We start from the raw sequence: 12,154 nt of genomic DNA on the forward strand, positions 1-12,154 counted from the left end.
CCGCTCCGGGGCAGCCGGGCCGGCCGGCTCCCCCGCGCGATGTCCCGCGCGCTCCTCAACGTGGGGAGCGCGCCGGTGTTCCGGGAGGGGGCGCCGTCGATCAGTCGAAGGCGCGGAACCGCACCAGCCCGTCGCGTTCCAGCTGCTGGGTGATGGTGTCGCCCCAGCGCACATAGGCGTCGAGCGTCACGCGCCGTTCCTCCAGCGTCGGCGCCTTGGGCAGCGCTTCCTGCGGCCGCAGCGCCGGCTGGTCGAGGCCGGTCCGGTAGGGCAGGCCGGCGGCGATCCAGCCCTCGGTGCCGCCGTCGAGCGCCACCACCCGCCGCGCGGTACGCTTCTCCAGTTCGGAGGCGGCGAGCGCCGCCAGCCGTCCGTCGGCCGAGGTGAGCAGGATCGGCCCGCTGCCGGGCAGCGCGGCGAGGCTGTCGGCCAGCGTCGAGCGCCGGGCGACCTGCGCGGCGGGCAGGTAGCGCCGCTCGCGGTAATAGGGCGGCGCCGGTTCGAGGTCGAGCACCGCCGCGCCTTCGCCGATCAGCACCTCGGCCTGCGCCGGCGACACCTTGGCGACCACCGGCGCGCCGCCGGCGGTGGCGGGGGGCGCGACGCCGCGCTCGGTCAGTTCCGCCGCTGGCACCGCATGGACGAAGACATGCTCGAAGCCGAGCTGGATCAGCCACGAGGCGGTCAGCGTCGCCCGCACCCCGTCGGCGTCGTCGAGCAGCACGAGACGCCCGTCGCGGGTGCCGGCGAAGCTGTCTGTGGTCTGCACCAGCTGGCCACCAGGGGCGGAGACCGCGCCGGGCAGGTGGCCGGCGGCATATTCTTCCGGGGTGCGGATGTCGAACAGGTACAGCGTGCGCGTGCCGCTCTCGGCACGCAGCGCCGCCAGCCCGTCGGCGTCGAGGTGGCGGACGCCGAAGCGCGTGGCCACCCGGCCGGCCGCCTCCTTTGCGCGCTCCAGCCCTTCGGGGCTCGGCGGCGGCAGCCGGGCCTCGGCGCCGCGCGCCGGCTCGAGCCCGGCGAGGATCCAGGCGGCGGTGCCGTTCTCCAGCGACACCACCGGGTTGGGGAAGCCGGCATTCTGCAGCGCCTGCGCGCCGATGATCGCCCGCGTGCGGCCGGCGCAGTTGATCACCACCGGGGTGTCGGGCGAGGGGACGGCGTCGAAGATGCGGTACAGCAGCTCGACGCCGGGCGCCGCCACGCCGCCGGGAATGCTGACATGGTGGAATTCCTCGATCGGCCTTGTGTCGAGCACAACCACGCCGCCGGTCTCGATGCGCTCGCGAAGCTCGGTCGCGGAGATGCGCGGCGTGTGGTAGCGCCGCTCGACGAATTCGCCGAGCGCCTTGCTCAGCGAATATTGCCCGGTGATCAGTTCAAAGCCGGCGGCCTGCCAGCCTTCGAGCCCACCCGCCAGCAAAAGCACATCGGTATAGCCGAGCGCTGCCAGCCGCCGGGCGGCGCGCTCCCCGGTCGTCCCACCATCGTCATCGGTGACGATGAGCCGGATCGACCGGCGCGGCAGCAGCGCCTCGACCTTCAGCTCGATCTCGCCGAGCGGCAGCGGCACCGCCACCGAGACGTGTCCGGCCTCGAAGCGCCCGCCCTCGCGTACATCGACCACCGCGACCTCGTCGGGTCCGAGCACCGCCGCGCGTACTTCCTCGGCGGAGAGGGCCGGCACCGGCGGCTGGCCGGCATCGGCGAAGGAGGTGGCGGTGGCGTGCACGGTCATGGTCGTCTCCTTTGGCGCATCGGGGGTAGCCGGCCCGCTCGCGACGGCACGAGACGGGCGCCCTTCAGCCTAGGCGCGGACCGGCAGAGACGTTTTCGCGGCGTGCCGGTGGATTTGGAGCGCTGTGCCGAAAGCGCGGCGGCAGAGAGAGAAATTTTCTCCCCGCTCCGGGGCACGCTGGCGGCCCTATCACGAGCGGAGACGAAGGTGAGGGCGACGAACGGGACATATCTGCGCCGCTGCGGCGGGGTAGTCGCATGGCTGGCGGCGGCCCTGCTGACGGGTGCGACGGCCGTGGCCGGCGCCGAGCCGGCGCCGCTGCGCATCGGCGTCGCCCAGGTGCCGGCGGCGGCCGACGTGCCGGCGGCCCGCCTCTACACGCAGGACGGCTTCGACCTCGACCTCGCTGCCGAGATCGGCCGCCGCCTCGGCCGCAAGGTCGAGCTGGTTGCCATCGGCGAGGCACCGGCCGGCGCGCTGGCCGACGGGCGCATCGACCTCGCCGTGGCGCTGCCGGAGGCGACGGAGACGACCTCGAACCCCGAATGGCTGCCGAGCGGCTATCGCTCCGGCCTGACCGTCGCCATGCGCACCGACACCGACATCCGCTCCTGGGACGACCTCGCCGGCCGCAAGCTTTGCGTGGTCGCCTCGAACGCGCGCGCCCGCCGCCTCGTGCGGGACAGCGGCGCGCAAGAGATCGTCCAGCCGGTGCCGGCGCTCGCCCTGATGAAGGTGCGCACCGGCGAATGCGACGCCGCCGTTCATGACGAGGTGGTGCTGCGCCGTCTGTTTGGAGAAGCCGAATGGAAGAAATTTTCTGCCACCCTGCCAGCGCGGGCGCCTATCTCGCTGGCGGTGGCGCTGCCGCCCGGCAGCCCGCTGGCCGGCGAGCTGCGCCCGCTGGTCGCCTCCTTCGCCGATTCGCCCTATTGGGACCGCAAGGCCGGCGAATGGGCGAGGAACGTCGCGCTGGAGGTCTATCTCGAGCAGGACGCGCCGGATTGTCACTGATCCGCGCGCTGCTGCCGGGCCTCGTCGCCCTGCTCTTTGGACTGGTCGCCGGCCTCTTCGCCGTCGTGCCGCCCGGCGAAGCGAGCGAGGTCTCCTCGCGCTTCTCCCTGACCGCGCAGGATGGGCGGCGGCTCGACGAGAGCGCGCTGCGCGGCCGGCCCTATGTGCTGTTCTTCGGCTTCACCTCCTGCCCGGAGGTCTGCCCCACCGCGCTCTACGAGCTCTCCCAGGTGCTGGCCGAGCTCGGGCCGGAGGCGGAGCGGCTGAAGGTGCTGTTCGTCACCGTCGATCCGGCGCGCGACACGCCCGAGCAACTCACCACCTATCTCAGTGCCTTCGATCCGCGCATCACCGGCCTTTATGGCAGCGAGGCGGAAACCGCCGCTGCTGCCGCCGCCTTCAAGGCGACCTATCGCCGGGTCCCGCAGCCGGACGGCACCTACACCATGGAGCACACTGCCGTGCTGTTCCTGGTCGATGGCGAGGGCCACATCGCCGACGCCATCGACTACCGCGCCCCGCACGAGGCGCAGCTGGCGCGGCTGCGGCGCCTCATCGGCACTTCGTGAGGCCGCGCCGGGCGCTGGCGGCGCTGCTGCTGCTCGGCGCCATCCCGTTTGGCGCTTGCCTTGCCGACGGCCCGCCTTCCGCCGCGCCGGACGCCGCCGCGCTGCGCGCCCTCTATGCCCGGCCGCCGGCGCAATGGCCGCCGCCCAAACTGGAGCTGGGTGCGGTCTTCGTCGAATTCGCGGTGCCGCCTCCGCTGCCCGCCCCCGATCCGGCGCTCGCCCGGCTTGGCGCGGCTTTGTTCGTCGATCCGCGCCTGTCGGCCGCCGGCACGATGAGCTGCGCCAGCTGCCACGCGCCCGCCCATGGCTTTGCCGACCCGCGCCCGCTGCGTCCGGCAATCGGAGCTGCGCCGCCGCGCGATGCCCCTTCGCTGCTCGGTGTCGCCCGCCTGCCGGCCTTCGGCTGGGAGGGGGTGGAGACCTCGCTCGCCGCCCAGTCGCTGCGCCCGCTCGCCCATCCCGACGAGATGGCGAACCCCGATCCGGCTGCGCTCGCCGCCCGGCTCGGCGAGCAACCGGCCTATCGCCCGCTGGTCACCGCCGCCTTCGGCGAGGGGAGCCTCGATCCGCCCCGCCTCGGCGCCGCGCTTGCCGCCCATCTCGCCACGCTCGACGAACCGACCCGCTTCGACGCCTTCCTCGCCGGCGCGCCGGACAGCCTGAGCGACGAGGAGATCCGCGGCCTGCACCTGTTCCGCACAAAAGCGGGCTGCGCCAATTGCCATTCCGGCTCGCTGCTCGCCGATGGCGGCGCGCATAATCTCGGCCTGTCGGCCTTCGGCGAGCCGCGCGAGGATCTCGGCCACTTCCGCGCCACCGGCCGCGTGGAGGATGCCGGGCGCTTCCGCACCCCGAGCTTGCGCCATCTCGGACGCACCGCGCCCTATATGCATGCCGGCCTGTTCCCCACGCTTGAAGCGGTGGTGAACCTCTATGCCCGTGGCGGCGGCGAGGTCTGGTTGCGCAACGAGGCGGAGGCGAGCGACCCGCTGCGTGCCGCTGCGGCACGGCGCGACCCGCTGCTGCGCCCGCGCGCCCTCGACGAGGCCGAGCGCGCCGCCCTGGTCGCCTTTCTGCACGCGCTATAGTAGATAAAATTTATAGAATATATTGACAATGGCCGCGCGCAGTGGCGAGCTAGGCACAAATGCGGCCCGGACCGTCTCGTCTGACCGTCCATCGTCTCGCCGCCAAACGTCTCACAGGGTGAAGTGCCATGAGCCAGCGCCGCCAATTGTCCCTGAATCTGTTCGTCTATCCCGGCGGCCATCACGAGGCGGCCTGGCGCTACAAGGGTACCGACATCGCCCGGCTGAACGATATCGCCTATTACCAGGACCTCGCCCGCCGGGCCGAGGCGGCGACCATCGACTCGCTGTTCTTCGCCGATGGGCCGGTGCTGGCCGACAATATCCGCTACGCCGCCCGCTACCGGGTGGAGCCGATAACCTGGCTGGCCGCCATCGGCGCCGTCACCTCGCATATCGGGCTGATCGCCACCGCCTCCACCACCTATAACGAGCCCTACAACCTCGCCCGGCTGTTCGCCTCGCTCGATCATCTCAGCCATGGCCGCGCCGGCTGGAACATCGTCACCACCTCGCAGGGCGCCGCCTCGCAGAATTTCGGCCTCGCCGAACATCCGGTGCATGCCGAGCGCTACGAGAAGAGCCGGGAATTCGTCGAGGTCGTCACCAAGCTGTGGGACAGCTGGGAGGACGATGCCGTCATCGCCGATCAGGCCAGCGGCCTGTTCGCCGATACCGACCGCATCCACGCCATCGATCACATCGGCAAGCACTTCAAGGTGAAGGGGCCGCTCAACGCCCCGCGCACGCCGCAGGGCCGCCCGGTCTATGTGCAGGCCGGTTCCTCGGAGGATGGCCGCTCCTTCGCCGCGCAATATGCCGAGGCGATCTTCACCGCGCACCAGACGCTGAAGAGCGCGCAGGGCTTCTACGCCGACATCAAGTCCCGCGCCGTGGCGCTCGGGCGCCGGCCCGAGCACATCAAGGTGCTGCCCGGCCTCAGCCCGTTCATCGGTTCGACCCAGGTCGAGGCGGACCGGCTGGAGGACGAGTTCAACGATCTGGTCCAGCCGGAATATTCGCTGGCCCAGCTCAAGCGCATGACCGGCCTCGATCTGTCCAGCTACGATCTCGACGGCCCGTTCCCGCGCCATCTTCTGGACCTCAAGGGCTCGGTGGCGACCGCCAGCCGCTTCCAGCTGATCCTCGACGTCGTCGACCGCGAGAACCCCACCATCCGCCAGCTGATCAACCGCCTCGCCGGGGCGCGTGGCCATTTCGTCATCGCCGGCACGCCGGAGCGCATCGCCGACGAAATCCAGCTGTGGTTCGAGAACGGCGCGGCGGATGGCTTCAACATCATGCCGCCCTGGCTCACCGGCGGCTTCGATGCCTTCGCCGATGAGGTGGTGCCGATCCTGCGCAAGCGCGGCCTGTTCCGCACCGAATATGCCGGCACCACGCTGCGCGATCATTACGGCCTGCCGCGTCCCGAGAGCCGCTACAGCGGCGCCTCGCTGCGCGCCAGCGCCTGAGCCATCGGCATGACGGTTTCGCAGACCACGGTTTCGCAGACAAACGACTGCGCCCAGGCTATCGCCCACGACATCGCCATCGTCGGCGGCGGCTTCGCCGGCGCGGTCACCGCGCTGCGCCTCGTCGAGGCCAGCACCGCGCCGCTCGACCTCGTCATCGTCGAGCCGGCGGCGCGGCTGGCGCGCGGCATCGCCTATGCTACCGACGAACCCGACCACACCGTCAATGGCCTCGCCGCCGGCTTCATCCTCAGGGCCGGCGGCTCGCCGCAGCTTTTCCTCGACTGGCTGCGCGCCGAGGCGGAGGCCGGGCGCTGGAACCCGCCGGCTGGGGACATCGCCCACACCTCGCCGCCGCGTGCGCTCTACGGCGCCTATGCCGAGCGCGAACTGGCGAGGGCGGTGCGGGGCACGCAGGGGCGGGTGCGCCTCGTTCATCGCCGCGACCGGGCGGTCGATCTCGACGGTCATGCGCTGACGCTGGCTTCGGGTGCGACGCTTGCCGCCCGGCAGGTGGTGCTGGCCACCGGCCTGCACCGTCGCGCACCGGCGCTCGCGGCCGGGCTCGCCGATCATCCGGCTTATGTCGGCGACATCTTTGCCCTGAACGCCTTCGAGAGCGCCGGTGATGCCGCCCATGTGCTGCTGCTCGGCTCAGGCCTGTCGATGCTCGACGCGGTGGTCAGCCTGGAGAAGTGCGGCTTTCGCGGCCACTACACCGTCGTCTCGCGGCGCGGCCTCGTCGTGGCGCCGCGCCGGGAGGTGGCGCCGTGGCCGGGCACGCCCGAGGCGGCCGAGCTGCCGCGCGAGGCGGGGGCGGTGCTGAGCTGGATCCGCCGCGAGCGCCGCGCCGTCGCGGCGGCCGGACAGGACTGGCAGGGCCTGCCGCCGCTGTTCCGCCAGCTGGCGGCGCCGATCTGGGCCGGGCTGGACAACCGCGCCCGCGAGAAGTTGCTTCGCCGCCTGCTGCCGTTCTGGAACCTCGCCATGCATCGCGCGGCGGCGCCCTCCTATGCCTTCTTCGCCCGTGCTCAGGCGGCGGGACGGGTGCGCAGCCTCGCCGGCACGCTTAGCCGGCTCGATACCGCCGGATCCGGCCTGCGCGCCACGCTGCGCCCGAAGGGCGGTGGCGTGCCGCTGCACATCGATGCCGATCTGGTGGTGAGCACGCTCGGCTTCGAGTTCGACTGGACCCGCATCGATGACCCGCTGGTCCGCAGCCTGCTGCGCCGCGGCCTCGCCGTGCCGCATCCGGTCGGCGTCGGCGTACGCGCCGATCCGACGACGCAGGCGCTGATCGATATTGAGGGGCGCATCTCCGACACGCTGTTCGCGGTCGGCCACCCCTTGCGCGGCGAGCTGTTCGAGGCCAGCTCGCTCAACGAGCAGATCCATCAGGCAACCCGGCTGGCCGGGATACTCGCTGCCCGCCTCGCCCCGTCGGCGGCCGCCTCGCCGGCCCGCCAGGTGGCGTGAGACCCGTATTCGGAGACCGATCGATGAACGAGATCACCCCCGCCACGCATTTCCGCGATGCCGAGACCGTGGCGCCGGAAGCGGCATTGGAGAAGCGCTACCGCGAGCCGGTCGCCGCCGGCGAGGTGCCGTGGAGCCCGGCCTTGTCGGTGCTGCTGGCCCACCGCTCCGTGCGCGCCTTCACGTCCGAGCCGCTCCCCGAGGGCACGCTGGACGTGCTGGTGGCGGCGGCGCAGTCGGCGCCGAGCTCCTCCAACGTGCAGGCCTGGAGCCTCGTCACCGTCGAGGACCCGGCGCTGCGCAAGCAGCTCGCCACGGTGGCCGGCAACCAGAAGCATATCGAGACCGCCGGGCTGTTCCTGGTCTTCGTCGCCGATCTCTCGCGCGTGCAGCGCATCGCCGAGCGCGAGGGGCTCACCACCGACGGCCTCGACTACACCGAGAGCTTCCTCATCGCCTCGCTCGACGCCGCCTTCGCGGCGCAGAACGCGCTGACGGCGGCGGAATCGCTCGGGCTCGGCGCGGTCTATATCGGCGCGCTGCGCAACGATGCCGCCGCCGTCGCGCATCTGCTCAAGCTGCCGCCGCGCGCCTATGCCGTGGTCGGCCTCGCCATCGGCCGGCCGGACCGCGCGGTGGAAACCGACGTCAAGCCGCGCATCCCGCAGCCCGGCATCGTGCACCGCGACGTCTATGCGACCGCCGGCGAGGAGGAGACGCTGGCCCGCGCCGACGCGCACGCGCTGGCTTTCCGCGCCGAGCAGGGGCTCGACGCCACGCCGTGGACGCGCCTCGCCTTGCAGCGCCTGCATTCCGTTGCCGCGTTGAAGGGGCGCCACGTGCTGCGGCGCCAGCTCGAGACGCTGGGCTTTCCGTTCAAGTGAGACAACACCGCCCCTGCATCCCGCAGGGGCGGGTTAGAGGGGGCAGATGGACAAGATCGACCACAAGATCCTGCGCATTCTGCAGGCCGATGCCTCGAAGCCGATCGCCGAGATCGCCCGGCTGGTGAATCTGTCGCAGACGCCATGCTGGAACCGCATCCGCAAGATGGAGGCGGAAGGCATCATCAAGGGCCGGGTGGCGCTGGTGGATTCCCGCAAGCTCGGGCTCGGCCTCACCGCCTTCGTGGCGGTGGAGGCGGTCAACCACAGCCGCGAATGGGCGGCGAATTTTCGCCGCCTCGTGCAATCCATGCCCGAGGTGATGGATTCCTACCGCATGGCCGGCGACGTCGATTATCTCCTGCGCGTCGTCGTACCCGACATGCAGGCCTATGACGATTTCTACAATCGCCTCATCGAGGGGGCCTCGCCCAAGAACGTCACCTCCCGCTTTTCCATGGAGGTGTTGTCGTCGCGAACCGTGCTGCCGTTCTGAACGTTCCGCCGATACCGGAACTCTACGGCATACCGGCGGATGGAGAATCCTTTCTCGCCGGCGGATTGAGTATAAACTTCTCAATCCGCCGAAATCATTGGATGAACATCTGTTCCCGCACCCGGTCCATCTCGTTACCGTCACGTCATCTTCTTGCAATTGACGTTGAAATACGGAGACGGGACGTGGAAAACGCAGTGGGTTCGGCCGCCAGGCGCGATGCGGGCAGGGTGTCGGCGGTATGGGGCAAGGTTTCGAGCCGCGGTCTGGCGGCGGCGCTGGTCGCCGCGACGCTCGCGCTCGCCGCGCCGCTGGCGCCGGCCGCCGCCGGCGAGCAGCTCGACTTCATCAACCTTCAGCTGAACCCCTGGTCGGTGGTGGCGCAGGAGAAGGGCATCTTCAAGGAGGAGTTCGACAAGGTCGGCGTCAAGGAGGTCAACCTGATCGCCTCCGGCGCCGCCGAGCTGTCGGGCGCCGAATCCGCCGGCCTCAACCGCGGCTCCATCGCCATCGCCCAGCGCATGCTCTATCCCGCCACCGCTCACCGGGCCAACGGGCTCGACGCCGTGGTGGTGTGGGTCTCCGAGGCGTCGAACAAGTACCGCACGCCGCTGCTCGCCCGCGCCGACAATAACGAGATCAACACCATCGCCGACATGGAGGGCAAGGTCTACGGCTCGAACCGCATCGGCTGCTCCTACACCTCGGTGTTCGAATCCTTCGAGGCCGCCGGCCTGCCGCTCGACACCCGCCTGAAGGCCGGCAAGATCCGCTATGAAGGCGTGGAGAACAACGGCGCCCGCAACGCCGCGCTGCTGTCGGGCGCGGTGGACGGTCTCGCCACCCATATCGGCAACAATTCCGGCGCCGCGCTCTATCTTTCCGGCAAGGTGAAGATCGTCGGCCGCACGGTGGAGAAGGGCGTCTACGAGAATGGCGCCGGCCGCGTCTCCTTCTTCGCCATGCGCGATTTCGCCGAGAAGTATCCCGATGCGGTGAAGGCGTTCCTGATCTCCTATCGCCGCGCCACCGCCTGGATCCAGGCCAATGTCGACGAGGCGGCGCAGATCATCTCCAAGGGCACCCGCGTGCCGCTGGAGATCGCCAAGTTCCAGATCGTCGATCCGTCGGGCTACGAGTTCATCGCCGGCGACACCTCGGCCGACAATGTCCGCCATGCCATCAGCGAGTTCCAGGACTGGTACATCGCCCATGGCGACGACGTGTTCACCGACCGCAAGCTGAGCCAGCAGGACATCACGGCGTTCGTCGACGGCAAGTTCTTCAAGGGCGGCCAGTACTCCATCTACTGACACAGCGCGGATCCGTCCTGGCGGGGCTGCGTGCCCGCGCCGGGGCGGCCACCAGAGGCGAGCCGGCATCATGACCGACGCAACCAACTCCACCTTCGCCGTCCGCCGCCCCCTGGCCGGGGCGCGGATACCGTCCCCGGCCCGCGCGGCGCGCCGTCCTGCCCCCGGCCGCCGCTATATCGGCATCATTTTGCCGCTCGGGCTGCTGGCCGTCTGGTCGCTGGCCACCTATTACGTGCTGGTGCCGGCGGTGTTCCTGCCCTCGCCGCTGGCCACCGTGAAGGCGTTCGCCGCCATGGTGACACGCCAGTCGCTGCATCTCGATTTCCTGCGCTCGATCAACATCGTCAGCCAGGCCTTCGTCTATGGCTCGGTCGCGGCGGTGGTGCTCGGCGTGGCGGCGGGGCTGTCGGCCAATGTCGAGCGCTTCTTCGGCCCGACCTTCGACAGCATCCGCCACATTCCCGGCGTCGCCTGGCTGCCGCTGATCGTCTTGTGGCTCGGCCTCGGCGCCCCCGCGCAGATCCTCGTCATCGCCAAGTCGGTGTTCTTCCCGGTGTTCCTCAACACGCTGCAGGGCATCCGCAATGTCGAGAAGAGCCATATCGAGCTCGCCAAGGTGCTCACCCTGACGCGCTCGCAGCTGATCCGCCGGGTGGTCATCCCGAGCGCGGTGCCCAGCATCATGGTCAGCCTGCGCTATGCCGCCGGCGTCGCCTGGGCGCTGGTGGTCACCGCCGAAGGCCTCAGCGGCCAGGAAGGTCTGGGCTACCTGATCTTCCGCGCCCAGAACCTGCTGATCACCGACCAGCTCATCGTCTGCATGGTCATCATCGGCCTCGTCGGCTTCGCCATCGATCGCCTGATGCTGCTGCTGCAGCGCTTCGTACTGCGCTGGAAGCAGGGCTTCGAGGGCTGAGCCCGTCGCCCGCAGCTGCTTCCTTTTCTTGCCCTCTCCCCCCACGGGGAGAGGGGGTCCCCATCATCCGGCTTAGGACACACGCCATGACCATCGCCGTCGACCGCTCGATAGAGGCCAACGCCACCCCGGTGCTGCGCGAGCTCATCTACACCATCTGCCCGGTGCTGGTGGCGTCCAACGTGGCGCTGGAGCTCGGCTGGATCCATGACGAGCTCGCCCGTGTCGGGGCCAAGCCCACCTATCTGCGCTCGGCGGCCTCCGAGGTCGCCTGGCCGGCGCATTACAACCACGATTCCGACCGGCTGCTGCGCGATGGCGGCAACAGCCCGGCCATCTGGTCCAAGGCCGATCTTCGCCCCACCGTGCTGCTCGGCCTCACCCAGGCGCAGCCGGCCGGCAAGGTGATCGTGCGCACCGATTCCGACATCCACCGCGTCGAGGACCTGAAGGGCCGCCGCTTCGGCCTCTACAGGAGCCAGCGCAACGAGAAGATCGACCACCGTCGCGCCACCGGCGAGCATGGCATCCTCGCCGCGCTCGCGCTGCACGGGCTCGAGCGCAGCGATGTCGAGATCGTCGACATCGAGGATGCCGACGCCCATACCGAGGTCCCGGCCGATACCCCCGCCGGCATCTGGGCGCAGCGCCGGGCCACCAAGCAGGACGAGCTGACGCTGGAAGCCCGCGCGCTCGACGCCGGCACCATCGACGCGATCTACGACTATTCCATCGGCGTCGATGTCCGCCTGTCCGCGACCGGCCGCTTCCGCGTCATCGAGGATCTCGACCGCTATCCGGACTGGACGCTGCGCATCGCCAATGCCCCGCGTACCCTCACCGTGAGCCGCGAATTCGCCGAGGCGAACCGCGACATCGTGGTGGCGTGGCTGCGTGCGTCGATCCGCGCCGGGCGCTGGATCAACGCCCATCCCGAGGCGGCGGCCGACATCTTCTACCGCACCACCATCTATGCCGACCGCGACGCCATCGCCCGCGCGCTGCCGGACTATGACCTGGTGCCGAACCTGTCGGCGCAGAACCTCGCCGGGCTGAAGCTGGAAAAGGACTTCCTGCGCGCGCACGGCTACATCGCCAACGATGTCGACGTGAACGACTGGGCGGATGCTTCCTATCTGGAAGAAGCCCTCTCGTCGCTGCGGCGCGGCTGATGCGGGGGAC

Annotated in this window: 11 protein-coding genes; 10 read left to right on the top strand and 1 reads right to left on the bottom strand. The window is 70.3% G+C overall.

Annotated features, from left to right (window positions below):
- Positions 1-100: 100 nt before the first annotated feature.
- Entirely contained in the window at positions 101-1,738 is a 1,638-nt protein-coding gene (locus KHC28_RS12395) for a rhodanese-like domain-containing protein (RefSeq protein ID WP_214008658.1), read from the bottom strand.
- Between the two features lie 207 nt (positions 1,739-1,945).
- On the opposite strand from KHC28_RS12395, the gene KHC28_RS12400 reads away from it, so the two are divergent.
- From KHC28_RS12400 to KHC28_RS12445, 10 genes are all read left to right on the top strand, one after another.
- Positions 1,946-2,752, top strand: coding sequence for a type 2 periplasmic-binding domain-containing protein (locus tag KHC28_RS12400; RefSeq protein WP_214008659.1), 807 nt, complete (start codon positions 1,946-1,948; stop codon positions 2,750-2,752).
- Entirely contained in the window at positions 2,743-3,321 is a 579-nt protein-coding gene (locus tag KHC28_RS12405) for an SCO family protein (RefSeq protein ID WP_214008660.1), read from the top strand. The genes KHC28_RS12400 and KHC28_RS12405 overlap by 10 nt, the downstream gene beginning before the upstream one ends.
- Entirely contained in the window at positions 3,318-4,409 is a 1,092-nt protein-coding gene (locus KHC28_RS12410; RefSeq protein ID WP_214008661.1) for a cytochrome-c peroxidase, read from the top strand. Before KHC28_RS12405 ends, KHC28_RS12410 begins: the two co-directional genes overlap by 4 nt.
- Positions 4,410-4,537: 128 nt before the next feature.
- Positions 4,538-5,884, top strand: a complete 1,347-nt coding sequence (locus KHC28_RS12415; protein ID WP_214008662.1) for an LLM class flavin-dependent oxidoreductase — start codon at positions 4,538-4,540, stop codon at positions 5,882-5,884.
- Positions 5,885-5,893: 9 nt separating this feature from the next.
- Positions 5,894-7,360 (top strand): FAD/NAD(P)-binding protein, encoded by a 1,467-nt coding sequence (locus tag KHC28_RS12420; protein ID WP_214008663.1) that lies wholly within the window; start codon positions 5,894-5,896, stop codon positions 7,358-7,360.
- A 23-nt stretch (positions 7,361-7,383) separates the two neighbouring features.
- Positions 7,384-8,244, top strand: a complete 861-nt coding sequence (locus KHC28_RS12425; RefSeq protein ID WP_214008664.1) for an NADPH-dependent oxidoreductase — start codon at positions 7,384-7,386, stop codon at positions 8,242-8,244.
- 46 nt (positions 8,245-8,290) lie between these two features.
- Positions 8,291-8,740: an Lrp/AsnC family transcriptional regulator gene (locus KHC28_RS12430; protein WP_214008665.1), complete on the top strand. Its 450-nt coding sequence runs from the start codon at positions 8,291-8,293 to the stop codon at positions 8,738-8,740.
- 185 nt (positions 8,741-8,925) lie between these two features.
- Entirely contained in the window at positions 8,926-10,053 is a 1,128-nt protein-coding gene (locus tag KHC28_RS12435; protein WP_312893173.1) for an ABC transporter substrate-binding protein, read from the top strand.
- A gap of 70 nt (positions 10,054-10,123) precedes the next feature.
- Positions 10,124-10,972, top strand: coding sequence for an ABC transporter permease (locus tag KHC28_RS12440; RefSeq protein WP_214008667.1), 849 nt, complete (start codon positions 10,124-10,126; stop codon positions 10,970-10,972).
- 86 nt (positions 10,973-11,058) lie between these two features.
- A complete protein-coding gene (locus KHC28_RS12445; RefSeq protein WP_214008668.1) occupies positions 11,059-12,144 on the top strand; it encodes an ABC transporter substrate-binding protein in 1,086 nt (361 codons plus the stop codon).
- Positions 12,145-12,154 lie beyond the last annotated feature (10 nt).

It is taken from the genome of Ancylobacter sonchi (genome assembly GCF_018390695.1).
Lineage (GTDB): Bacteria > Pseudomonadota > Alphaproteobacteria > Rhizobiales > Xanthobacteraceae > Ancylobacter > Ancylobacter sonchi.

Bases quoted from the DNA above. Each gene is read 5' to 3' on its own strand.
- KHC28_RS12395 (WP_214008658.1), bottom strand. From the start codon at position 1,738: ATGACCGTGCACGCCACCGCCACCTCCTTCGCCGATGCCGGCCAGCCG.
- KHC28_RS12415 (WP_214008662.1), top strand. From the start codon at position 4,538: ATGAGCCAGCGCCGCCAATTGTCCCTGAATCTGTTCGTCTATCCCGGC.
- KHC28_RS12420 (WP_214008663.1), top strand. From the start codon at position 5,894: ATGACGGTTTCGCAGACCACGGTTTCGCAGACAAACGACTGCGCCCAG.
- KHC28_RS12425 (WP_214008664.1), top strand. From the start codon at position 7,384: ATGAACGAGATCACCCCCGCCACGCATTTCCGCGATGCCGAGACCGTG.
- KHC28_RS12430 (WP_214008665.1), top strand. From the start codon at position 8,291: ATGGACAAGATCGACCACAAGATCCTGCGCATTCTGCAGGCCGATGCC.
- KHC28_RS12440 (WP_214008667.1), top strand. From the start codon at position 10,124: ATGACCGACGCAACCAACTCCACCTTCGCCGTCCGCCGCCCCCTGGCC.
- KHC28_RS12445 (WP_214008668.1), top strand. From the start codon at position 11,059: ATGACCATCGCCGTCGACCGCTCGATAGAGGCCAACGCCACCCCGGTG.